The 24,201-nt window shown below is 69.1% G+C and carries 19 protein-coding genes and 1 tRNA gene; 17 read left to right on the top strand and 3 right to left on the bottom strand.

Features of this window, described 5'->3' with window-relative positions; translation table 11 throughout:
- Positions 1-19 precede the first annotated feature (19 nt).
- The 7 genes from trpC (at position 20) to MYK68_RS12165 (ending at position 7,834) form a co-directional block, all read left to right on the top strand.
- A complete protein-coding gene (gene trpC / locus MYK68_RS12195) occupies positions 20-838 on the top strand; it encodes an indole-3-glycerol phosphate synthase TrpC (RefSeq protein WP_247863962.1) in 819 nt (272 codons plus the stop codon).
- 91 nt (positions 839-929) lie between these two features.
- Positions 930-2,270 (top strand): tryptophan synthase subunit beta, encoded by a 1,341-nt coding sequence (gene trpB / locus MYK68_RS12190; RefSeq protein WP_247863961.1) that lies wholly within the window; start codon positions 930-932, stop codon positions 2,268-2,270.
- Positions 2,267-3,067 carry a tryptophan synthase subunit alpha gene (gene trpA, locus MYK68_RS12185; RefSeq protein WP_247863960.1) on the top strand — a complete coding sequence of 267 codons (801 nt, stop codon included), beginning with the start codon at positions 2,267-2,269 and terminating at the stop codon, positions 3,065-3,067. Before trpB ends, trpA begins: the two co-directional genes overlap by 4 nt.
- 37 nt (positions 3,068-3,104) lie before the next feature.
- Positions 3,105-4,958: a prolipoprotein diacylglyceryl transferase gene (gene lgt, locus MYK68_RS12180; protein ID WP_247863959.1), complete on the top strand. Its 1,854-nt coding sequence runs from the start codon at positions 3,105-3,107 to the stop codon at positions 4,956-4,958.
- Between the two features lie 10 nt (positions 4,959-4,968).
- Positions 4,969-6,402, top strand: coding sequence for a pyruvate kinase (gene pyk, locus MYK68_RS12175; RefSeq protein ID WP_247863958.1), 1,434 nt, complete (start codon positions 4,969-4,971; stop codon positions 6,400-6,402).
- A gap of 45 nt (positions 6,403-6,447) precedes the next feature.
- Positions 6,448-7,362, top strand: coding sequence for an acyl-CoA thioesterase (locus MYK68_RS12170; RefSeq protein ID WP_247863957.1), 915 nt, complete (start codon positions 6,448-6,450; stop codon positions 7,360-7,362).
- A complete protein-coding gene (locus MYK68_RS12165) occupies positions 7,355-7,834 on the top strand; it encodes a hypothetical protein (RefSeq protein ID WP_247863956.1) in 480 nt (159 codons plus the stop codon). Before MYK68_RS12170 ends, MYK68_RS12165 begins: the two co-directional genes overlap by 8 nt.
- A gap of 27 nt (positions 7,835-7,861) precedes the next feature.
- Here the strand turns inward: MYK68_RS12165 and MYK68_RS12160 are convergent, their stop codons facing one another.
- On the bottom strand, positions 7,862-9,919 hold the full coding sequence (locus tag MYK68_RS12160; protein WP_247863955.1) for a CocE/NonD family hydrolase: 2,058 nt from the start codon (positions 9,917-9,919) through the stop codon (positions 7,862-7,864).
- 84 nt (positions 9,920-10,003) lie between these two features.
- The gene (locus tag MYK68_RS12155; RefSeq protein WP_247863954.1) at positions 10,004-10,798 is read right to left on the bottom strand and encodes a copper homeostasis protein CutC; all 795 of its coding nucleotides are present in this window, start codon (positions 10,796-10,798) and stop codon (positions 10,004-10,006) included.
- Positions 10,799-10,888: 90 nt separating this feature from the next.
- Here MYK68_RS12155 and MYK68_RS12150 point away from each other — a divergent pair.
- From MYK68_RS12150 to MYK68_RS12120, 7 genes are all read left to right on the top strand, one after another.
- Positions 10,889-10,970, top strand: a tRNA-Leu gene (locus MYK68_RS12150).
- Positions 10,971-11,024: 54 nt separating this feature from the next.
- Positions 11,025-11,642: an ANTAR domain-containing response regulator gene (locus MYK68_RS12145; RefSeq protein WP_247863953.1), complete on the top strand. Its 618-nt coding sequence runs from the start codon at positions 11,025-11,027 to the stop codon at positions 11,640-11,642.
- Between the two features lie 159 nt (positions 11,643-11,801).
- Positions 11,802-13,022 (top strand): branched-chain amino acid ABC transporter substrate-binding protein, encoded by a 1,221-nt coding sequence (locus tag MYK68_RS12140; protein WP_247863952.1) that lies wholly within the window; start codon positions 11,802-11,804, stop codon positions 13,020-13,022.
- Between the two features lie 76 nt (positions 13,023-13,098).
- Entirely contained in the window at positions 13,099-14,145 is a 1,047-nt protein-coding gene (locus tag MYK68_RS12135) for a branched-chain amino acid ABC transporter permease (protein WP_247863951.1), read from the top strand.
- Positions 14,142-15,371, top strand: a complete 1,230-nt coding sequence (locus tag MYK68_RS12130) for a branched-chain amino acid ABC transporter permease (protein WP_247863950.1) — start codon at positions 14,142-14,144, stop codon at positions 15,369-15,371. Before MYK68_RS12135 ends, MYK68_RS12130 begins: the two co-directional genes overlap by 4 nt.
- Positions 15,368-16,342 carry an ABC transporter ATP-binding protein gene (locus MYK68_RS12125; protein WP_247863949.1) on the top strand — a complete coding sequence of 325 codons (975 nt, stop codon included), beginning with the start codon at positions 15,368-15,370 and terminating at the stop codon, positions 16,340-16,342. Before MYK68_RS12130 ends, MYK68_RS12125 begins: the two co-directional genes overlap by 4 nt.
- The gene (locus tag MYK68_RS12120) at positions 16,326-17,108 is read left to right on the top strand and encodes an ABC transporter ATP-binding protein (protein ID WP_247863948.1); all 783 of its coding nucleotides are present in this window, start codon (positions 16,326-16,328) and stop codon (positions 17,106-17,108) included. The genes MYK68_RS12125 and MYK68_RS12120 overlap by 17 nt, the downstream gene beginning before the upstream one ends.
- A 169-nt stretch (positions 17,109-17,277) precedes the next feature.
- On the opposite strand, the gene MYK68_RS12115 is transcribed toward MYK68_RS12120, so the two are convergent.
- Entirely contained in the window at positions 17,278-18,915 is a 1,638-nt protein-coding gene (locus tag MYK68_RS12115) for an HNH endonuclease signature motif containing protein (RefSeq protein WP_349306134.1), read from the bottom strand.
- Positions 18,916-19,174: 259 nt separating this feature from the next.
- On the opposite strand from MYK68_RS12115, the gene polA reads away from it, so the two are divergent.
- The 3 genes from polA to MYK68_RS12100 all read left to right on the top strand — a co-directional run bounded on the left by polA (position 19,175) and on the right by MYK68_RS12100 (position 24,191).
- A complete protein-coding gene (polA, locus tag MYK68_RS12110) occupies positions 19,175-21,925 on the top strand; it encodes a DNA polymerase I (RefSeq protein ID WP_247863947.1) in 2,751 nt (916 codons plus the stop codon).
- Between the two features lie 171 nt (positions 21,926-22,096).
- The gene (locus MYK68_RS12105) at positions 22,097-23,167 is read left to right on the top strand and encodes an isocitrate/isopropylmalate dehydrogenase family protein (protein WP_247863946.1); all 1,071 of its coding nucleotides are present in this window, start codon (positions 22,097-22,099) and stop codon (positions 23,165-23,167) included.
- A gap of 124 nt (positions 23,168-23,291) precedes the next feature.
- Complete coding sequence (locus tag MYK68_RS12100; protein WP_371308095.1) at positions 23,292-24,191, top strand: ABC transporter substrate-binding protein; 900 nt, start codon at positions 23,292-23,294, stop codon at positions 24,189-24,191.
- Positions 24,192-24,201: the final 10 nt, after the last annotated feature.

Here is a 24,201-nt window from a genome sequence, read left to right as displayed (position 1 = left end):
CGAGAAAGGGGCTGGTTCGGTGACTGGCGGCACAGTACTCGACTCGATCATCGAGGGCGTGAAGGCCGACGTCGCCGCGCGCGAATCCGTTCTCGATCTGGCCGCGGTGAAGCGGGCCGCCGAGCGCGCCCCCGAGCCCCGCGACGCGACCGCCGCGCTGCACCTTCCCGGGATCGGCGTGATCGCCGAGGTCAAGCGGGCGAGCCCGTCGAAGGGCGACCTCGCCAACATCCCCGACCCCGCGGACCTGGCCCAGGCCTACGAGGCCGGCGGCGCCCGGATCATCAGCGTCCTCACCGAGGAACGACGATTCCGCGGCAGCCTCGCCGATCTCGACGCCGTCCGCGCCGCGGTGAACATCCCCATCCTGCGCAAGGACTTCATCGTCGGGCCGTACCAGATCCACGAGGCGCGCGCGCACGGCGCGGACGTGATCCTGCTGATCGTGGCGGCCCTGGAGCAGCAGGCGCTGGCCTCGCTGCTCGACCGCACCGAATCGCTCGGGATGACCGCGCTGGTCGAGGTGCACACCGAAGAAGAGGCCGACCGCGCGCTGGAAGCCGGTGCGACGGTCGTCGGCGTCAACGCGCGCAATCTCAAGACGCTCGAGGTGGACCGCGACTGCTTCGGCCGGATCGCGCCGGGCCTGCCGTCGAACATCATCAAGATCGCCGAGTCGGGTGTCCGCGGCACCGCCGACCTGCTGGCCTACGCCGGCGCCGGAGCCGACGCCGTGCTGGTCGGCGAGGGCCTGGTCACCAGTGGCGACCCCCGCCAGGCGGTCTCCGACCTGGTGACCGCGGGCACGCATCCGTCGTGCCCCAAACCGTCGCACTGACCAGCCCACCACCTCCGCCGAGCACCGAACCCGCGGCACCGCCCGGGTCCGATTCGCGCATCCATCGAGACGACGAGGATACTGAGGAACCGTGACCGAACATTCCGCAGACGGCGGCTCGCCGCGTTTCCCCCGGGCCAGCGACGGTGTCGCGCAGCGCTCGCCGATTGGCCCCGATGAGAAGGGCCACTGGGGCGTGTTCGGCGGCCGGCACGTTCCCGAGGCGCTGATGGCGGTGATCGAGGAGGCCACCGCCACCTACGAGAAGCTCCGCACCGACGATGAGTTCTTCGCCGAGCTCGACGGTCTGCAGCGCGACTACACCGGGCGGCCGTCGCCGCTGTACGAGGCCACCCGGCTGTCCGAGGAGGCCGGGGGCGCGCGGCTCTTCCTCAAGCGGGAAGACCTCAACCACACCGGCTCGCACAAGATCAACAACGTTCTCGGCCAGGCGCTGCTCGCCAAGCGGATGGGCAAGACCCGGGTGATCGCCGAGACCGGCGCCGGTCAGCACGGCGTCGCCACCGCCACCGCGTGCGCGCTGCTTGGCCTGGAATGCGTGATCTACATGGGCCGCGTCGACACCGAGCGGCAGGCCCTCAACGTGGCCCGGATGCGGCTGCTGGGTGCGGACGTCGTCGCCGTCGAGACCGGTTCGGCGACGCTCAAGGACGCCATCAACGAGGCGCTGCGCGACTGGGTGAGCAATGCCGATGACACCTACTACTGCTTCGGCACCGCCGCCGGACCGCATCCGTTCCCGATGATGGTGCGCGACCTGCAGCGCATCGTCGGCATGGAGTCCCGCGTCCAGATCCTCGATCAGGCCGGCCGGCTGCCGGACGCCGTCGTCGCCTGCGTCGGCGGCGGCTCCAACGCCATCGGCATCTTCCACCCGTTCATCGACGACGCCGCCGTGCGCCTGGTCGGGTTCGAGGCCGCGGGCGACGGCGTGGAGACGGGCCGGCACGCGGCCACCTTCACCGGCGGCAGCCCCGGCGCCTTCCAGGGCGCCTACTCGTACCTGCTGCAGGACGAGGACGGGCAGACCATCGAATCGCACTCCATCTCGGCCGGCCTGGACTACCCGGGCGTCGGACCCGAACACGCCTACCTGCGGGAGACCGGCCGCGCGGAGTACCGGCCGATCACCGACACCGAGGCGATGGACGCGCTCGCGCTGCTCTCGCGCCGCGAGGGCATCATCCCGGCGATCGAGTCCGCGCACGCCGTCGCCGGCGCGCTGAAACTGGGCCGCGAACTGGGGGAGGGCGCGATCATCGTCGTCAGCCTGTCCGGGCGCGGCGACAAGGACGTCGACACCGCCGCGGAATGGTTCGGGCTGTTCGGCAAGCCGCCGTCGGAGTTCGAATACGCCGCCCAGCAGGCCGCGAAGGCCCAGGCGAATGAGGCACAGGAGAACCAGCAGTGAGCACGCCCGCACCCGAGTCCCGCCTCGGCGAGACCTTCGCCGCCTGCCGCGCCGAGGACCGCGCCGCCCTGATCGGCTACTTCCCGGTCGGTTACCCGACGGTCGACGACTCCCTCGCATCGCTGCGCATCATGGTCGAGTCCGGCTGCGACATCGTCGAAGTCGGCATCCCATACTCCGACCCGGTGATGGACGGCCCGACGATCGCCAAGGCCACGCAACTCGCCCTGGCGAACGGCAGCCGCGTGCGCGACGTCTTCCGGGCCGTGGAGACCGTGGCCGGCGCCGGGGCGGCCCCGGTCGTGATGGTCTACTGGAATCTGGTCCTCAAATACGGCGTCGACGCCTTCGCGCGGGACCTCGCCGCCGCCGGCGGCCTCGGCCTCATCACGCCGAATCTCATCCCCGACGAGGGGGCCGAGTGGGAGGTCGCCTCCGACGCGCATCACCTGGACCGCATCTACCTGGTGGCGCCGTCGTCGACGCCCGAGCGGCTGGCGATGACCCTCGATCACTGCCGCGGCTTCGTCTACGCGTCGTCGACGATGGGCGTGACCGGTGCGCGCGACGCCGTCGACAACCTCGCCCCCGAACTCTGCGCGCGGATCCGCGAGCACTCCGACATCCCGATCGGCGTCGGGCTGGGTGTGCGCGATGGGCGGCAGGCCGCCGAGATCGCCGAATACGCCGACGGCGTGATCGTCGGCTCAGCGCTGGTCTCGGCCGCGACGCAGGGCCCCGACGAGTTGTCCGGCCTGGTCGCCGAGCTAGCCGAAGGCGTCCGCAAGGAGTACTGAGCGGGAGCGCTGGGGAGGGTGCTCTAGGGTGGACCGCGTGAGTCACACGAGCGTTCTCGCGTACCTGCCCAGTCCTCCGCAGGGGGTCTGGTACCTCGGACCGGTACCCCTGCGCGCCTATGCGATCTGCATCATCATCGGCATCGTCGTCGCCGTCTGGTGGGGCGACCGGCGCTGGCAGGCCCGCGGCGGCCGGCCCGGTGATGTGCTCGACGTCGCCCTTTGGGCGGTGCCGTTCGGCCTGATCGGTGGCCGGCTCTACCACGTCGCCACCGACTGGTATCGGTACTTCGGTACCGACGGCCGCGGCATCTCCGGGGCGCTCGCCATCTGGGACGGTGGCCTCGGCATCTGGGGTGCGGTACTGGTCGGCGCCCTCGGCGCCTGGATCGGCTGCCGCTGGAAGGGCATCAAACTGCCGCCGTTCGGCGACGCGATCGCGCCGGCGATCCTGCTGGCGCAGGCCATCGGGCGCGTCGGCAACTACTTCAACCAGGAACTGTACGGCGGTCCGACCACGCTGCCGTGGGGCCTGGAACTGTATGTACGCCGCGACGGCGCCGAGACCGGGATCTCGCTGCCCGACGGGGTGTCGACCGGCGTCCTGCACAGCGTGGTGCACCCGACGTTCCTCTACGAGGCGCTGTGGAACGTGCTGGTGGTGATCGTCCTGGTGCTGCTCGACCGGCGCTTCCGGATCGGGCACGGCCGGCTGTTCGCGCTCTACGTCGCGGGCTACTGCGCGGGCCGCTTCGGGGTCGAGCTGCTGCGCACCGACGCCGCCACCCACATCCTCGGCATCCGGATCAACATCTTCACCGCGGCGATCGTGTTCCTGTGCGCGGCCCTCTACTTCGTGCTCGCCCCGCGCGGCCGGGAGACCGGGTTGTCGATGTACTGGCCGCGTCGCGCCGAAGAACTCGCCGCCGAGGGTGAACTGGGCTATGTCCCGCCCGCGCTGGACGACGATGAGCCGGAACACGTGCCGGTCGCCGTCGGTCCCGGCACCGCGGACCTCGACGCCGAGGATCTGGACGACGCCGAGGATCTGGACACTGAGGACCTGGACGCAGAAGACCTGGGGGCGGAAGACCTGGATACAGAAGACCTGGAGGCGGAAGACCTCGACCGGGAGGTCCTCGACGACGACATCCTGGCCGCCGAGGACCGGGCCGCCGACGAGGCCGACGGCGCCGGGTCCGGCGCCGATGCGACCGTCTACACGGTGGTCTCCGATCCGGCCTCGCAGGTCGGCGGCATCGAGATCCGCGAGGTGATCGCCAGCGCCGCGGACACCGGGATGGTCGTGCTCGCCCCGAAGACCGCCGCGGAATCCCTCGCCGAGTCCGCCGAGTCCGACGAGGACGCCGCGGCCGATCCGGGCGCCGCTGCCGACGAGACCTCCGACGAGGATGCGGCCGTCGCCGAGGACGAGATCGCTGCTGAGGACGAGGCTGGCGCTCAGGACGAGACTGCCGCTGAGGACGAGGCTGGCGCTCAGGACGGGACCGTTGATGAGGACGAGACCTCGGGCACGGATGAGTCCGAGACCGACGAGCCCGGCACCGACGAGCCCGGCACCGACGAGCCCGAGGCCGGCGAGTCCGCAGAGCCCGCCGACGATCAGCCCGGCACCGACGAGTCGGCGGACCCGGACGTGGACGACACCGACGAGCACGCCGACACCGAAGAGCACGCCGACACCGACGAGCACGCCGACGCCGACACCGATTCCGGACCCGCCGAGGCTGTCGACGGCGACGCCGAGACCGTCACGAATCCGGCCGGTGTGAGCGTCGTCGACGTCGACGACGAGGAACTCGCCGACGACGAATTCGGGCCACTGTCCGACTCTCGAACTGAAGAGGAAGGTTCGGGCACGAAGGACTAGCCTTGGTGACGTGACCCGTCGAACCAAGATCGTCTGCACCCTCGGACCCGCCACCAATACTCAGGAGCGCATCACAGAGCTCGTCGAATGCGGGATGAACGTCGCCCGCATGAACTTCAGCCACGGCACCCACGACGACCACCGGAAGGTCTACGAGCTGGTGCGCCGGGCCGCCGAGATCACCGGCAAGCCGGTCGGCATCCTCGCTGACCTGCAAGGACCGAAGATCCGCCTCGGCTGGTTCGAGGACAACGGTCGCCCCAACGGGGCCGTCGACTGGCTCAAGGGCGAGGTCGTCCGCATCACCGTCGACGACGTCATCGGCAACCACGACCGCGTGTCGACCACGTACAAGCAGCTCGCGGCCGATGCGCAGCCCGGCGACCGCCTGCTGGTCGACGACGGCAAGGTCGGTCTGACGGTCGAGGAGATCGACGGCAACGACGTGGTCTGCCTCGTCACCGAGGGCGGCACCGTCAGCAACCACAAGGGCCTGTCGCTGCCCGGTATGAACATCTCGGTCCCGGCGCTCAGCGAGAAGGACGTCGCCGACCTGGAGTTCGCCCTCGGGCTCGGCGTCGACTTCGTGGCGCTGTCGTTCGTGCGGAGCCCCGGTGACGTCGAACTGGTCCACGAGATCATGGACCGCGTCGGCCGCCGCGTGATGACCGTCGCGAAGCTGGAGAAGCCGGAGGCCATCGACAATCTGGAGGCCATCGTGCTGGCCTTCGACGCGATCATGGTCGCGCGCGGCGACCTGGGCGTCGAGATGCCGCTCGAGCAGGTCCCGCTGGTGCAGAAGCGCGCCATCCAGATCGCCCGCGAGAACGCGAAGCCGGTGATCGTCGCGACGCAGATGCTCGACTCGATGATCGAGAACTCGCGCCCGACGCGCGCCGAGGCGTCCGACGTCGCGAACGCGGTGCTCGACGGGGCCGACGCCGTGATGCTGTCCGGCGAGACCTCGGTGGGCGCGTTCCCGTTCGAGACGGTCCGCACCATGGGCAACATCGTGGTCGCCGCCGAGGAGAGCCGCCGCGAGGTGCCGCCGCTCAAGCACGTGCCGCGGACCCAGCGCGGAGTGCTCACGTACGCCGCCCGTGACATCGGCGAACGCCTCAACGTCACCTCGATCGCCGCGTTCACCGAGACCGGCGACACCGCGCGCCGCATCGCGCGGCTGCATTCGCGGCTGCGGCTGATGGTGTTCACCACGCAGGAACTCACCCGCAATCAGCTCACTCTGAGCTGGGGCGTCGCGCCGTTCCTGGTGCCCAAGGCCGGCAGCACCGACGCGATGATCGACCAGCTCGACGAGTTCTGCGAGGTCAACGGCGAACTCAAGCGCGGCTCCGTGGTGGTGGTCGTGGCCGGCGCCCCGCCGCAGGTGCCCGGCTCCACCAATCTGCTGCACCTGCATCGGATCGGCGAACAGGACCACTGACGCGCCTGGGCCCGGAGCGGGCCGGGCGTCGAATAGGGTTGTGGGATGACCCGCAACCTGAACGACCCGAGCCATCAGATCAAGGTGGAGACCGAGGGCGGCGATCTGGGCAAACTGATCGAGCTGCTCGACATCGAGCAGGTGTCCGACGACGTCTTCCTCGGACGGCATCCCGAGCAGAAGACCGCCCGTACCTTCGGCGGTCAGCTGCTGGGCCAGGGCGTGGTCGCCGCGGGCCGGACACTGGTCCGCGGCACCCCGCCGGTGCACGCGCTGCACGCCCACTTCATTCGCGGCGGCGACGTCAACAAGCCGATGGAGTATCACGTCGACCGGTTCCGCGACGGCAAGGCCTTCGCCAATCGGCAGGTCACGGCCAAGCAGGACGGTGAGGAGATCTTCACCATGCTGGTCGCCTTCCAGGACAACAACGTCGGTCTCGAGCACGCCGTGAAGATCCCGCTGGTGCCGTTCCCAGAGGAACTGCCGACGCTCGGCGAGCACTTCAAGGGGTACGAGGACCAGATCGCGCTGTTCGTCAACGCGCTGCACCCGATCGACATCCGGTTCGCCAACGACCCGACGTGGAAGGTGAAGGACGCGGGGGAGACCCTCACACACAACCGGGTCTGGATGAAGGCCGACGGCGCGATGCCCGACGATCCGCTGCTGCACGTCGCGGCCATGGCGTACGCCTCCGACACGACCGTGCTCGATTCGATCATCACCACCCACGGTCTGTCGTGGGGGATGGACCGGCTGTTCGCGGCGACGGTGAACCACTCGATGTGGTTCCACCGCGAGCCGCGATTCGACGAGTGGATGCTGTACGCCACCGAGTCGCCGGTGGCGGCGGGTTCGCGGGGCATCGGTTCGGGCCGGTTCTTCATGCGCGACGGCACCCTGGCGACCTCGGTGGTGCAGGAAGCCCTGATCAAGTACTTCCCGCCGCGTGACTGACCCGGGGCCGGGGATGCCGCAGATCCAGTACTTCCAGCCGCGCGGTGCGTTCCTGCCGCCGCGCGCCTGGCGCCGCCACGACCACGGCTGGGTCTGGGTGGTCAGCGTGCTCGCCGCGCTGCTGCTCGCCGCCGTCACCGCGGTGGTGCTGGTCTTCGGCATCGCGAGCACCACCAAGTTCACCGCCAGCGGCTACGTCCGGGTCGACTGCGCCACCAAGAAGGCGCTCGACGGCGGCCCGATCGGCCGCGGCTCGCGGGTGCGGCTGTACGACGCGCACAGCGGTTCCCTGATCGCGACCACGTCGCTCGACCGGGCCGTCGACGTCGAGGCCGGCAAGGGCGCCTGCTACGAGGGTTTCCGGATCCACGACGTCCGCGTCGTCTCCCGCGGCTATCTCGTCGAGATCGATGATCAGCCGGGTCAGCTGGTGTCCCGGGATGCACTGGAGGCCGGCACCGTTCTCGAATGAGAGCGGCACCGGCCTCCGGGCGCGGGGTCAGCGCAGCGGGCGGTCCACCGGAACCGAGACCCAGCTCGGGTTCTTCGGATCGATCTCCAGGTACTGCGGACCGAAGCGGCTCGCCCACATCTCCGGGCCGAGCGGCAGGGCCTTCGGCGCGTTCAGCGAGTAGACGTCGATCCGCAGCCGGTCACCCGGGTGCAGCGCCGCCTGCGTCGGCGTCATCGGGATGTTCACCGGGAGGATCTGTCCCGGCTTCACCGGCTTGTAGTGGTTCAGCGAGAGGTACAGGAACGGATCGACCAGGTCGCCGTTCGCCGCGAAACCGCTGCGGGAGCGATCCACCTCGCGGAGCGACACCACCAGCTGGCCCATCGAGATCACCTGGGAACGGCCGTCGGGGGAGACGACGTTCACCGTCACATGCCAGTAGCCGTCGGTGGCGCCCAGCCGCTGCAGCAGCTGTACGCCGGGCCAGCCGGAGATCCGGGTCAGCTGCTTCACCGGGGCGGTCGTGAAGGTCTGCGCCGCGACCTCGGCGAGCCGGTTGTCCCGGCCGCAGAAATCGAAGACCGCCGTCACGCCGGCGGCGCCCTGGGCGCCGTCCTTACCGCAGATGTTGCTCAGACCCGGCTGGACCAGGCGGGTGGTCCGGGTGACCGGAGCCGCCGACGACAGCGAGCCGTCACCCGCGACCGGGGTGCCCACCGATCCGGACGGCTTGCCGGTCAGGTACTGGCGCTGGTGCGTGTACCCGGGCAGCGGGAAGCTCGGCCCCTGAATGAAGTTGTCGCGCGGCATCGAGGCCAGCGTCGCCGGATCGTAGCGGTCGATGCCGTTGTCGATGCCCTTGAGCCACTTGTCGTACCAGGCGCGGGCCAGCACGTTCATCTTCGGCGGGTTGCCCGGCGTCCCGAACTGCGAGCCGACGGTCACGTGGTAGCCGTCGTCCATGATCAGCTTCTTCTGGCTGCTCGGCAGCTGCTTCAGGTTGGTCAGCAGCCGCGCCTCGCTGTTGGTGAACAGGTCGTTCCAGCCGCCGATCGCGAAGGTCGGGGTCGTGATCGCGCCGACGTCGGTGTTGAGCGCGGTGCGCCGGTCGGTGCCCTCGGTGAGCAGCGCGCGGGTGTCCCCGGTCGCCTGGCCCGGGCGTTGCATGCTCAGGGCCTGCGCCATCACATCGAAGAAGGTCAGCGGATCCTTGACGCGATCGGCCAGCCACTGCCAGTCGAAGGTGCCGTTCAGCATGGAGGCGACGTTCGGGATCAGCTTGGTGGTGTTCACCAGGGTGAGCCACAGGGACAGGAAGCCGAAGCCGACGCCACCGCCCGGTGCGACGACGTCGCGGACCAGATCGGCACCCGGCACGATCGGGAAGAGCGCGCCGATCTTGCCCGGCTGATCGGCCGCGGCCTGCAGCTGGTTGATACCCGAGTACGACGCGCCGGCCATGCCGATCTTGCCGTTCGACCACTTCTGCTTCGACGCCCAGTCCACCACCTCGACGGTGTCCTTGCGCTCCCGCGGACCGAACACCTGCCAGGTGCCCTGCGAGAAGCCGGTGCCGCGAACGTCGACGACCAGCATGTTGTATCCCGAGCGGATCAGCTTGGGATCGTAGGAGAAGCCGTCGACGAAGCCGCTGCGCAGCGAGCCGACGAGGTCGTTGTAGCCGGACAGCACGGTGCCCCGCAGATTGATCGCGTTGAGCAGGGCGATCAGCTCCGGCATCAGCACCGGGAAGTTCATCACCTCGGAGGCGAGCGCGCTCACCATCTTGGTGTACGGCGTCATGTTCACGATCGTCGGCATCTTCTTGTCGATCGCGTGACCGCGGGCATCCGCGGGACGGATCAGGTTGCCGCGCAGGACGGTGCCGTCACTCATCCGGATCGGGACGTCCGGGGTCACCGTGTAGCCCGGATACTTCTGCGGGCCCTCCGCCGTCTTGGTCCACTTGGCGCCGAGCGCCCCGAACACGGCGGCATCCGACCGTGGCGGGCTGACGACGAGCAGCGCGCCCGCGGCGATCAGGATGGGAACGAGTAGGAGGACCAGTAAACGGCGCAATCGCGCCGCGGTGACCTGAACCATGTGACAGACAACTCCCCGACTTAGAGATGTGAGACTTCCTGTGATGTTACTGAGACGTAACGTAGCGGACGTCTCTAACGATGTCTACGTCCCCCCGCCGCGGCAGCGGCGGATTTCCCGGTATGCCCGTTCCACCGTTTCCGGGGAGGTGACCTCCAGGTCGCCGGCCGTTCCGCCGCCCGGACCGGCGGCTCCCGGGTCCGGTTCGACGGTCTTGGCCGACAGGTGCACGGCGTCGACGCCGAGGGCGCACAGCGGGGCGATGTCGTCGATGGTGACGCCACCACCGGCCATGATCTGCACGCCGGTGCCGGCCTCGACCAGTCGCCCGAGTTCCGCCAGGCCGAGCCCGACGCGCGCGGCGCCGCCCGAGGTGAGCACCCGGTCGACACCGAGACCGGCGAGCGCCCGCAGCGCGGCCACCGGATCGGCGGCGACGTCCATGGCGCGGTGGAAGGTGACCTCGACGCGTCGCCCGGCGGCTCGTTCGGCGGTGCGGGCGGCGTCGACCAGCCGCCGGATGCCGCCCCGATCCAGTTCGGCGTCGGGAGTGAGCGCGCCGATCACCACCCCGGAGGCGCCGAGTTCGACGGCGAGCGCGACGTCGTCGACCAGCACGGAGATCTCGCCGGGGGAGTAGACGAACCCGCCCGGCCGGTTCCGGAGCAGGACGTGCACGGCGGGGAGCGGCGCGTCGTGCCAGACACCGGCGCAGGCGCGGAGGGTGCCCGGCGACGGGGTCAGTCCACCGGTGGCGCCCAGTGCGGCGCAGAGTTCGATGCGGTCGGCGCCGGCGGTCCGGGCGATCGCCGCGCCGGCGGGGTCCTGCACGGCGATCTCCAGAACCGGGCCGGCGGGGTGCGAGGGTGAGGACGACATGCTCCGATCCTGCCGCGTCACGGCGTGTCCGGGAGGGTGAATGTGTACGACGGCCGCCGGGTCCGTACACTGCACTACGCACGTTCACCAGCCCCGGTGGCGAAATTGGCAGACGCGCCGCACTCAAAATGCGGTCTCGAAAGGGGTGCCGGTTCGAGTCCGGCCCGGGGCACTGTCACCTTCCTCGCCGGTGTCCGGCGAGAACCGATCGAGAAGATGTGAGTCGATGAGCGAAGCCGGGTCCACACCGGACCAGCCGCGTACCCACCGGGTGGTCGTCGCCGAGGACGACTCCCTGATCCGCATGGACCTGTGCGAGATGCTGCGCGATGAGGGCTACGACGTCGCCGGAGAGGCGCCGAACGGGCAGGTCGCGGTCGATCTGACCGAGTCGCTGCACCCCGACGTCGTCATCATGGACATCAAGATGCCGGTGCGCGACGGGATCGACGCGGCCAGCGAGATCGCCCGGAAACGACTCGCCCCGGTCGTCATGCTGACCGCCTTCAGTCAGCGAGACTTCGTCGAGAAGGCCCGCGACGCCGGCGCCATGGCGTACCTCGTCAAGCCGTTCAACCAGTCCGATCTGGTGCCCGCCATCGAGGTCGCCCTCAGCCGCTTCCGTGAACTCAAGGCGCTCGAGGACGAGATCTCCGGGATGAACGAGCGCTTCGAGGCGCGCAAGCTCATCGAACGCGCCAAGGGCCTGCTGATGGAGAAGCAGGCGCTCACCGAGCCGGAGGCCTTCCGGTGGATCCAGACCAACGCCATGGACCGCCGCGTGACGATGAAGGCGGTGGCGCAGGTCGTCGTCGAGACCCTGGGCGGCGACACCGCTTCCTGAGCCCCGTCTGTTAACACTGGGAAAATCTCGATGCCGGCGACCAGTGAGTTCGTGGGAAAGCTCACACCCGACGCACAGATTCCGCTTATCTTTTGCCCAGGTCTTTCGAGCGGATGACCTCTCGGCGCCACGCCGGGTCACAGCAGAAGAGGTTTCGATATGCCGAGGTTGAATTCGCGGCGTCACGTCCGGACGGCCGCCGTCGCGGCGGCACTGGCCGGGGTCATGGCCCTGTCCGCGTGCGGCGACAAGTCCACCGACACGGCGTCCTCCGGCTCCGGCCTGGAGATCACGCCGCTGGCCCAGATCGACACGCAGGGCAACGAGCAGCAGGCCGTCGCCGAGAACCAGGCGCTGGATCCGGCGGGAGACGGCAAGGCGCAGTGTCCCGAGACGACGCTCGCGCAGATGGGTGCGCTGACCGGCGCGGACGCGGCGCTCGGCATCAACATGCGCGACGGCGCGCAGCTGGCCGTCGCGCAGCACAACGCGGCGAACCCGAACTGCAAGATCGTGCTCAAGACCTTCGACACCGAGGGCGATCCGCAGAAGGCGACGCAGGTGGCGCCGCAGATCGTGAACGACAAGTCGATCGTCGGACTCATCGGCCCCGGCTTCTCCGGAGAGACCAAGGCCACCGGCGGCGTCTTCAACCAGGCCGGTCTGGTCGCGGTCACCGCCTCGGCCACCAATCCGGCGCTGTCCGGTAACGGCTGGAAGACCTTCTTCCGCGGCCTCGCCAACGACGACGTCCAGGGTCCCGCCGTCGCCAGGTACCTGACCGGGAAGCTCGGCAAGACCAAGGTCTGCGTCGTCAAGGACGACACCGAGTACGGTGCCGGGCTCTCGCGGGCGATCGTGGCGACACTCGGCTCGGCGAACGTGGCGTCGTGCCAGGGCGAGGTGAAGAAGGGGGAGCGCGACTTCGCGGCCCTGATCTCGAAGATCACCGCCGCCAAGCCCGATGCGGTCTTCTTCGCCGGCTACTACGCCGAAGCCGCTCCGCTCGCGCAGCAGCTGAAGACGGCGGCGCCGGACATCACCTTCGTCTCGGGCGACGGCGCCAACGATCCGCAGTTCATCAAGCAGGCGGGCGACTCCGCGAAGGGCGCCTACCTGTCGTGCCCGTGCGGCCCGGCGCCGAGCAAGTTCAAGACCGAGTACACCGACAAGTTCAAGCAGGCGCCCGGCGTCTACTCGGTGGAGGCCTACGACCTCGCGTCGATCCTGATGAAGGGCATCGCCGAGGGCAAGCGCACCCGCGCGGAGCTGCTGGAATACGTCCGCACCTATTCCGGGGTCGGCCTGGCCCGCGCCTACGAGTGGCAGCCGAACGGTGAGCTGAAGTCGTCGCTCATCTGGATGTACGAGGTCAAGTAGCGCCGGAGACCCCGGTGCGCACGGACATCACCGCCCGGGCGCACCGGGGTCTGCCACCCGAGTCCGAAAGGGACGCATGATCGTGCATTCCCTGGCCGGCGCGACGACCTCGCTGGCCAACGCGACCATCGGCTTCGATCTCGGTTCCCTCCGCGAGGGATTCTGGAACCTGACGATCGAGGGCCTGGCCTACGGTTCGGTGTACGCGCTGGTGGCCTGCGGGTACACGCTGGTCTACGGCGTGCTCCGGCTGATCAACTTCGCGCACTCCGAGGTTTTCATGCTCGGCATGTTCGGCGTCTACGTCGGTCTGCTGGTCCTCGGCTTCACCCCGTCCGGCGACACCTACGACGTCGGGACCCTGGCGACCGTCGGCTTCCTCGCCGTCGCCGGGCTGATCGGCATGGCGGTCTCCGGCACGGTGGCGGTCGGCGTGGAGTTCATCGCTTACCGGCCGCTGCGACGGCGCAACGCCAAGCCGCTGGCGTTCCTGATCACCGCGATCGGCATGTCGTTCGTGCTCCAGGAACTGGTGCACTACGTGCTGCCGAAAGTGCCGTCGAATCCGCCGCTCGGTGGGTCGAGCGCGCAGCCGGCCATCCGGCTCGTCGCCCCGAAGGAGCAGTTCTCGGTGTTCGGCGCGTCCGTCTCGAACGTGACGCTGATCGTCATCGTGTCGGCGCTGGTCCTGGCGGCGGGCACCGACCTGCTGATCAACAAGACCCGGCTGGGCCGCGGCATCCGGTCGGTGGCGCAGGACCCGGACGCGGCGATGCTCATGGGTGTCTCACGGGGCCGGATCATCACCGTCACATTCCTTCTCGGCGGTCTGCTGGCCGGAGCGGCGGCGTTGCTCTACACCATGCGGTATCCCAACACGGTCATCTACTCCGGCGGCTTCATCCTCGGCATCAAGGCGTTCTGCGCGGCGGTGCTCGGCGGCATCGGCAATGTGCGCGGAGCCCTGCTGGGCGGCCTCCTGCTCGGTGTGATGGAGAACTATGGGTCGGTGGTCTTCGGCAACCAGTGGAAGGACGTGGTGGCGTTCGCGCTGCTGATCCTGGTGCTGATGTTCCGGCCGACGGGCATCCTCGGGGAGAAGCTCGGGAAGGCGCGAGTATGAACCAGCACAGCGGCCCGGCGGCCGATTCGCGCGGATGGGTGCGGGCGCTCGGCGCGCCCGGCGACCGGATCCGGGAGTGGTGGGACGCGCTGCCGCGGCCCGCCCAGTGGGCGGTGGGCGTGGTGGCCTTCGGACTGCTCGCCCTGCTGCCGGTGATCAAGCCGCCGCTGATCACCACCACGGCGACCGACTTCGGCGCGACGATGGCGCAGTTCGCGATGGTCGCCCTGATCGCGATCGGTCTCAACGTCGTCGTCGGGCAGACCGGACTCCTCGATCTGGGCTACGTCGGCTTCTACGCGGTCGGCGCCTACGTGGTCGCGCTGCTGACCAGCCCGGCGAGCCCGGTGTGGAACAGCCCCGACCACGGCATCTTCTCCGGACCGTGGGCGTGGCTCGCCTGCGTGCCGCTGGCCATCGTGATCACCGGTGTCACCGGCGTGATCCTCGGCAGCCCGACGCTGCGCGTCCGCGGCGACTACCTGGCGATCGTGACGCTCGGCTTCGGTGAGATCGTCCGATTGCTCGCCGACAACCTGAGCGACGTCACCAACGGCCCGGCCGGTCTGCAGGGGGTGCTGTTCCCCGAACTCGGCACCAGCGCCCGGCATCCCGACGGCGTGTTTGCCAGTTCCAACAACTCCGGGCTCCTCAGCTACGGCGTGTGGTGGTATTGGCTCGGTCTGGCACTGGTGGTGCTGGTACTGCTGATGATCGGCAATCTGGAACGCAGCCGGGTGGGCCGGTCGTGGGTGGCGATCCGGGAGGACGAGGACGCCGCGGAGATCATGGGCGTGCCGACCTTCAAGTACAAGCTGTGGGCCTTCGTGATCGGCGCCGGGATCGGCGGACTGTCCGGTGCCGTCTACGCCGGGCAGGTGCAGTACGTCGACCCGAAGGCGTTCACCGTGATCAACTCCATGCTCTTCCTCTGCGCGGTGGTCCTGGGCGGCCAGGGCAACAAGCTCGGGGTGATCGTGGGCGCGTTCATCATCGTGTACCTGCCGGCGCGGGTGCAGGGCGTGCAGGTGGGTGAGCAGTCGCTCGGCGACTACAAGTACCTGTTCTTCGGTCTCGCTCTGGTGATCCTGATGATCTTCCGGCCGCAGGGCCTGTTCCCGGTCCGGGCGCGGCTGATCACCTTCGGGCGGCGAGTGTATGCGGCGGTCCTCCGGGTGCCGCCGTCCCCGGAGAACCGGCCCGGTGGCGAGGAGGCGAACGCATGAGCAGGCACGCCGCGGACGACGACGCCGCTTCGTCCGTGCCGGGTATCGAGTCACCGGCCGAGCAGGTGGCCGAGGCGCTGGCCGATCCCGAGGCCACCGTCGTCCTCGACCCGGCCGCGGTCGACGCCGAGCTGGCCGATCCACGCGCGGTGGCGCGGGCCGTCGCCCCGCACCGCGACATCGCGGTCACCGAAGGCGCGGTCCTTCTGGAGGTGGCGGGTCTGACCGTCGAGTTCGGCGGACTCGCCGCCCTCGACGATGTCACGTTCGAGATCCGGCGCGGCGAGATCCTCGGTCTGATCGGCCCGAACGGCGCGGGCAAGACGACGTGCTTCAACGCGATCACCGGCGTGTACACCCCGACGCGCGGCACCGTCGTGTTCGACGGGGCGCCGCTGGGCAAGGTCAAACGGCACCAGATCACGCGCCGGGGAATCGCGCGGACCTTCCAGAACGTCCGGCTCTGGGGTGAGATGACGGCGCTGGAGAACGTGTGCGTCGGCACCGACGCCCGGCACAAGACGTCCGTGTGGGGTGCGATCTTCCGCTCGCCGCGGCTCTACCGCGAGGAACGTGACGCCGTCGACCGGGGCATGGCGCTGCTGGAATTCGTCGGGATCGGCGCGCGGGCCGCCGAGAAGGCGTCGAATCTGCCGTACGGCGATCAGCGGCGGCTGGAGATCGCGCGTGCCCTGGCGACCGAGCCGAAGCTGCTGTGCCTGGACGAGCCGGCGGCCGGCTTCAATCCGAGCGAGAAGTCGGCGCTGATGGACCTGATCATGAAGATCCGCGACGACGGCTACACCGTCCTGCTCATCGAGCACGACATGCGCCTGGTGATGGGCGTGACCGACCGGATCGTCGTGCTCGAGTTCGGCCGCAAGATCGCCGAGGGCACGCCGGCGCAGGTCCGCGAGAATCCCGCGGTGATCGCGGCCTACCTGGGGGTGCCCGATGACGAACTCGAATGAATCCGGCCGCGGCGCGTCGTACCCGGCCGCCGGTGCTTCGGACGGTCCGCCCGTGCTCGAGCTGCGCGACGTGGTGATCGGCTACGGCCGGATCACCGCCCTGCACGGTATCTCGCTGCGCGTCGACCGCGGCGAACTGGTGACCCTGCTCGGCGCGAACGGTGCGGGCAAGTCGACGACGATGCGCGGGATCTCCGGGCTCAACAAACTGACCAGCGGGGAGATCTACTTCGAGGGGGCGCGGATCGATGGGCTCTCGACGCACCAGCGCGTCGCGCGCGGCATCGTCCAGGTACCGGAGGGCAGGCACATCTTCCCGGGCATGACGGTGCTGGAGAACCTCGACATGGGTTGCTACGGCCGGAGATTCGAGTCCAAGGCCGCCTACGGTGAGGCGCTGGACCGGGTCTTCGAACTCTTCCCCCGGCTCGGTGAGCGGCGCAAGCAGTACGGCGGCACCATGTCCGGTGGGGAACAGCAGATGCTGGCCATCGGCCGGGCGCTGATGGCCAGGCCCCGGCTCCTGCTGCTCGACGAACCGTCGATGGGCCTGGCACCGATGGTGATCAAGCAGATCTTCTCGATCATCGCCGAGATCAATGCCGCCGGCACCACCATCCTGCTGGTCGAGCAGAACGCGCAGCAGGCGCTGAGCCGGTCCGATCGCGGCTACATCTTGGAGACCGGTTCGATCACCCTCGAAGGCCGCGGCCGCGACCTCCTGCACGACCCCGCCGTCCGGGAGGCGTACCTCGGCGTCGCCTGAATGTCGGCCGCAGGTGGCGAAGTCCGATCGAGTGCTCCGCGGGCGCGGTATGGAATTGTCAAAGAACACACACCCGCCCCGTCCTGAGGCGAGTCGATGCCGGTGTCTGTCGCCGGCCGACGAAGGTGCTGCGCGCACGACTTGGTGTCGTCGGGTCGATAGGCCGGGGTCAGGCCGCCTGGGCGGCGTGCGGGAGGTCGGTCAGCGTTCGTCGTGCATGCGATCGGAGCGGTGCGGGTCGTCGACCCGGGCTGCCCGGGTCGGCGGGCGGCCGGAACCACGGGTGGCGGTCCGGGCCGAGGAACACCTCCCATCCGGTGTGGTGGATCAGCACGTGGTGCATCCGGCAGAGCAGGACGCCGTTGTCGACGCTGGTCTCGCCGCCCTCTTTCCACTCGGTCATGTGGTGGGCATCGCACCAGGATGCCGGACGTCCGCAGCCTGGGAAGGCGCAACCGCGGTCGCGCGCCCCGAGCGCCTTACGCAGGCGTGGCGGGAAGAGCCGCCGCGTGCGTCCGACGTCGAGTGGGGCGCGCTCGTCGTCGACCGTGACGTCGGTGGCGGTGCAGTCGCACGAGATCAGGTCGGCAGTAGCCGCAGTGATCGGCCCGGCGAAACCCAGAATGTCGACGGAATCGCCCTCGGCGGTGTCGTCCGCTGAAGAGTAAACGATCGGGGTGTCGCCTCCGCTGAGAATTGGCCGGATGAGCGTGACGTGCGGGAGCACGCCGCCGGAGGTCGGGCGTTCACTGCCGGAGAGGTACGTGCGGAGGATCTGCCCGAAGGCGTCCGCGCGACGCCGGCTTGCCGAACGCGGGTCCGGTGAGCCGTCGGGCCGGGGGACCGGGCGGCACAGGGGGTCGAGGGCAGCATGGAGTTCCTCACCGGTGACGACGTCCACGTCGAGGGTTGCAGTGATGCGTCCTTCGTCGTTCTGGTGCAGGGTCATCTCATTGAGATCGTGGTTCTCGGCGACCGGGATCGCGGCGGGATCGGCCTCCCCGGCGGCCGGGGTGAGCGCGATCGCGATCTGGCGGGCGCGGGTCTCGATCTCGCGCGGCGTCGTCTGCACCATCAGGCTGGCGACGATCCGGCCGCGTTCGTCGTGGTCCACTGCTGATTGAACTGCGCCCGTGCGGCCGGCGATGTGCGCGATTCCCCTGACCACGGCGTCGGCGTGCTCGATACTCAGCGCGCCGTCGCGCAGAGCGTTGGCCACGGGGGCAAGGCCTGCGGCCGCGCGCCCGACGCGGGCGGCGCGACACGCCGCGGCCGGTGCGACACCGAGTTCGGTCAGCAGTTGGGCACCGTTCTTGAGCCGCTTGCGGGCCGGTATGGCCAACCGCTCGGCGGCTGCGCTGGTCTGGGCCAGCAGGTAGGCGGCGACATTGCCGAGCCGGACCGCCGCGACCATGACGGCGAGTATCGCGTCATCGTCGACGGTCATGCGCGTCTCCGAGAGCAGCCGGCCGAGCGAGTCGGTGCCGGGATCGGTGCCGACCGTGAGGTCGTCGATGAGGTGGTCGGCGAACTCGGTGAGTGTGGTGGAGTCCATGGTGTGTTTCCCTCCCTCGCTGGCAAGGTGGCTTTCTGGCTGGTGCCTGGTTCCATGATGACTCCACTGAGCATAGGAACATATGTACGAATTCTCTAAATATTCAGGATCTGCTTTGGAGGTCTCGGAAATGGTGTTTATGCAGGTAGATATGTAGAATTGAGTATTGCTTGGCCCTCGAGCGGAGGGTCCGAGCATTGCCGGGGCCACCGCGCGTCGGCGGAAGTGGCGGACGTCGATCGATGCCGTCACCGCCCTGGAGACGTGAGTGCTGACGGCTTTGTCGGAGGTGCGTGCTGAAATCAGTCATGGATGAGATCAGAGCGCCGGGGGAGTGATTCTCTACACGTGACGACGGTTCGCCCGCGGTGGAAGTGCGGTTTGGCGCGGAGACCGTCTGGCTAGGATCTGATGGTCGGCCTGCTGGTGCGAATGTCGGCGGAGGGAGTCGAATGAATCCCGTGGCTGCGCCCGTGGGGCGTCGTCGGACCCCCTCACTACACTTCAACACGTGACTCCTGCGCAGACGTCGACCAACGCCACCACCCGCGGAAAGAAGGAGCAGCGGCCCACGCTGATGCTGCTCGACGGCCATTCGCTGGCCTACCGGGCCTTCTTCGCGTTGCCCGCCGAGAACTTCAAGACCAACACCGGGCAGTCGACCAACGCGGTGTACGGGTTCACCTCGATGCTGATCAATCTGCTGCGCGACGAGGATCCGTCCCATATCGCGGCGGCCTTCGACGTCTCCCGGCAGACCTTCCGGTCGGAGATGTTCCCCGACTACAAGGCACAGCGGTCGTCGTCGCCGGATGAGTTCCGCGGCCAGGTCGACCTGACCAAGGACGTGCTCGACGCGATGGGCATCCCGGTGATGGCCATCGAGAACTACGAGGCCGACGACATCATCGCGACACTGGCGACACGCGCCGACCAGGAGGGTTACCGCGTGCTGGTGGTCACCGGTGACCGCGACTCGCTGCAGCTGGTCAACGACAACATCACCGTCCTCTACCCGAAGCGCGGTGTCTCCGAGCTCACCCGGTTCACGCCGGAGGAGGTCGAGAAGAAGTACGGTCTCACCCCGTCGCAGTACCCGGACTTCGCGGCGCTGCGCGGCGACCCGAGTGACAACCTGCCCGGCATCCCCGGCGTCGGCGAGAAGACGGCGGCCAAGTGGATCCGCGAGTACGGCTCGTTCGAGGAACTGGTGAACCGCGCGGACGAGGTGCGCGGCAAGGTCGGCGACTCGCTGCGGGAGAACCTCGCCGCGGTCATCATGAACCGCCGCCTCACCGAACTGGTCCGCGATATGGATCTGCCGGCCGGCCCCGACGACCTCGCTCTGCACGCCTGGGACCGCGACCGCATCCACCGGCTCTTCGACGACCTCGAATTCAAGGTCTTGCGCGACCGGCTGTTCTCCACCCTCAGCAGCGTCGAACCCGAGGCGGAATCCGGTTTCGAGGTGAGCGGCACGCGATTGGGTGCGGGGGAGGTCGCCGCCTGGCTCGACGCCCACGCGCGCACCGGCCGCAGCGGTCTCGCCGTGACCGGACCGCAGCGCGTCGTCGACTCCGAGCCCACCGGCATCGCGATCGCGGCCGCCGACGGCGAGGCCGCCTTCGTCGACCCGATCACGCTGACCCCGGAGGATGACGCCGCCCTCGGCGCCTGGCTCGCCGACCCGGAGCTCGGCAAGGCGGTCCACGAGGTCAAGTGGGCGTTCCACGCGCTCCGCGGCCGCGGCTGGACGCTGGCGGGCGTCACCTCCGACACCGCGCTCGCCGCCTACCTGGTGCGACCCGGGCAGCGGACCTTCAACCTCGACGATCTCGTCCTGCGCTACCTGCGGCGCGAACTCAAGGCCGATACCGCCACCGATGACGGCCAGCTGTCGCTGCTCGACAGCGAGGAAGACGACCTCGCGGCGTCGAACCAGCTCATGCTGTCGGCGCAGGCCGTCGCCGAACTCGCCGACACCCTCGACACCGAACTCGAACGCATCGAGTCGGTGCCGCTGCTGCGGGACATGGAGCTGCCGCTGGCGTTCGTGCTCGCCGAGCTGGAGGCCGCGGGCATCGCGGTCGACGTCGAGCACTTCCAGACGCTGGAGCGCGAGTTCGCGCAGCGCGTGCGCGACGCCGCGGAGTCGGCGTACGAGGTGATCGGGGAGCAGGTGAACCTCGGTTCGCCCAAGCAGCTCCAGGTGGTCCTCTTCGACAAGCTCGGCATGCCGAAGACCAAGAAGACCAAGACCGGCTACACCACCGACGCCGACGCCCTGGCCTCCCTGTACGAGAAGACCGAGCACCCATTCCTCAAGTACCTGCTGGAGCACCGCGACGCCACCCGGCTGAAGGTGACCGTCGACGGTCTGCTGAAGACGGTTGCCGACGACGGCCGCATCCACACCACCTTCAACCAGACGGTGGCGGCCACCGGCCGCCTCAGCTCTACCGAGCCCAATCTGCAAAACATCCCGGTCCGCACCGACGCTGGGCGCCAGATCCGCGGTGGGTTCGTGGTCGGCGCCGACCGCCCCCTGGGCTCCGTCGAAGGGTACGACTGCCTGATGACGGCCGACTACTCGCAGATCGAGATGCGGATCATGGCGCATCTGTCCGGCGACGAGGGCCTGATCGAGGCCTTCAACTCGGGCGAGGACCTGCACAATTTCGTCGGCTCCCGGGCGTTCGGGGTGTCGATCGACGACGTGGACCCGCAGATGCGCTCGCGGGTCAAAGCCATGTCGTACGGGCTGGCGTACGGTCTGTCCGCCTACGGGCTGGCCGCGCAGCTCGGGATCGGCCGCGAAGAGGCGCGCGACCAGATGGAGATGTACTTCGCCCGCTTCGGTGGCGTGCGCGACTACCTGCACGAGGTCGTCGTCGAGGCCCGGCGCAAGGAGTACACCGAGACGATGTTCGGCCGCCGCCGCTACCTGCCGGATCTGAACTCCGACAACTTCCAGCGCCGCCAGGCCGCCGAACGGATGGCGCTCAACGCCCCCATCCAGGGCACCGCCGCCGACATCATCAAGGTGGCGATGATCAACGTCGCCCGCCGGATCACCGCCGAACAGCTGACTTCCCGCATGCTGCTGCAGGTGCACGACGAGTTGGTGATCGAGGTGGCCGCCGGCGAGCGAGAGCGGATGGAACACCTGGTGCGCGAGGAGATGGGCAGCGCGATCGAACTGTCCGTCCCGCTCGACGTCTCCGTCGGTTTCGGTCGTTCCTGGGACGACGCCGCCCACTGACGCCGCCCCGCGCCCCGGGCGCGAAAGTGAAGCTCCGGGATCTGTTACCCGTGTCGGGTCACAGATCCCGGAGTTTCGCGTCTACCTTCTCGATGGACGGGGAACCGTCGCGTGTTCGGCGGCGCGCACCTGTCGGGCGCCGGCCCTCGGCGGCCCGGCTACGCTACCGCCATGCGCACCGACGACGTCCTGAACTGTGCCGTCCTGGTCGGCGACGGGATCGGGCCCGAGGTGGTCCCGGTCGCGCTCGACACCGCCGAGCGGGCACTGGCCGCGCAGGGGATCACCCTCGCACCGGAGTACCTGCCGTTCGGGCGCGACGCCATCGACAGCCACGGCGGTGCCCTGCCGGAGAGCACCCTGGCGGCGCTCGACGGCCACGAATTCATGGTCGTCGGACCGCACGACTCGGCGTCGTATCCGGGGGAGCACCGGGGCGGGCCGGCACCTGGTGCGGTGCTCCGTAAACGGCTCGGCTTGTACGCCAATCTCCGCCCGGCACAAGCGATTCCGGGAATCCCGGCGACGGCGCCCGACATCGATCTGTTGATCGTCCGGGAGAACAGCGAGGGCCTCTATGCCGATCGCAACATGGCCGTCGGCTCCGGCGAGTTCATGCCGACGCCCGACGTCGCGCTCGCGGTCGGGCTGATCACCCGGGAGGCCAGCGAGCGCATCGCCGAGCGGGCCTTCGAGGCGGCGCGTGCCCGTCGCGGGCACGTCACCGTCGTGCACAAGGCCAACGTCCTCAAGCTCACCACCGGACTGTTCCGGGACGCGTGCTACCAGGTGGCACGACGCTTTCCGGACGTGACGGTCGATCAGCAGCACGTCGACGCGATGGCCGCGCTCCTGGTGCGGCGCCCCGCCGACTTCGACGTCCTCGTCACCGAGAACCTCTTCGGCGACATCCTGTCCGACCTGGCCGCCGAACTCGCCGGATCGCTGGGTCTCGCGTCGTCGATCAACGCCTCCGACGCGCAGGTGATGGCGCAGGCCGCGCACGGTGCGGCGCCGGACATCGCCGGCCGGAACGTCGCCGATCCGATCGCGATGATCGGCTCGGTGGCCTCGGCGCTCGACTGGTACGCCGCCGCGCACCGCGACCGGCGATTCGCGGTGGCCGGCGCGTCGATGCGGGCGGCGATCTCGGCGACCGTCAGCGCGGGGGTGGCGACTCCTGACGTGGGCGGTACCGCGTCAACCGCCGAGTTCCATGAACGGCTGCGCGAGGTCCTGTAGTTTCACTTACCGGCCTGTAGTTTCACTTACCGGCAACGATCAAGAAACGTCCGGTACGGGAGACTGTCCGGACGGGACAACAGTGGGGCGCGGCCGCCGGTCGCCGGGAGAGGTGGTTCGATTGCTGCGCGAACGGCTCAGACGGGGCAGACGGCTCGGTGCGCTGGTCGCCCTTTCGGCGGTCCTGCTGGTCGCCGGCTGCACCAATGACGAATCGGCGCTCGACGTCAAACCGATCTCGGTGACGGTGGCCAAGCAGCCGGAGATCGCGGCGCTGGTGCCCGCGCCGATCGCCAAGAGCGGAGTCCTGCGCGTCGGCACCAATCCGCCGTACCAGCCGAACGAGTTCAAGGACCGCAACGGCAACATCATCGGCTACGACGTCGACCTGATGAAGGCGATCGCCCAGGTCCTCGGCTTGCGCGCCAAGTTCTTCGAGTCCGACTTCGACAAGATCATCCCCGCCCTCCAGTCGGGCACGTACGACGTGGGCATGTCGTCGTTCACCGACTCCAAGGAGCGCGAGAAGCAGGTCGACTTCGTCACCTACTACAGCGCGGGCGTGCAGTGGGCGCAGCGGACCGGCGGCAAGGTCGACCCGGACAACGCGTGCGGGCTGCGCGTGGGCGTGCAGTCGACGACGGTGCAGGACACCGACGAGGTGCCCGCCAAGAGTGCGGCATGTGTCAAGGCGGGTAAGCCCGCGATCATCAAGATGAAGTTCGACAGCCAGGATCAGGCGGTCAACGCGCTGCTCCTCGGCCAGGTCGATGCGATCTCCGCGGACTCACCGGTCACCGCGTACGCCATCAAGAAGACACAGGGCCAGCTCGAGGCGGTGGGGCCGATCTACGACGCCGCGCCGTACGGGTTCCCGGTCGCGAAGGGCTCGTCGCTGGGGCCCGCCCTGCAACAGGCCGTGCAGTACCTGATGGATCACGGCTACTACGAACAGATCTCGAAGCACTGGGGTGTGGAAGACGGAATGATCCAGACCTCGGTGATCAACGGAGCGGAGTCATGACCATGTCCAC

The sequence above is a fragment of the Gordonia sp. PP30 genome (assembly GCF_023100845.1).
GTDB lineage: Bacteria > Actinomycetota > Actinomycetes > Mycobacteriales > Mycobacteriaceae > Gordonia.
Note: the sequence above shows the minus strand (reverse complement) of the source record. Positions and strands in the feature narration are given on the sequence as shown.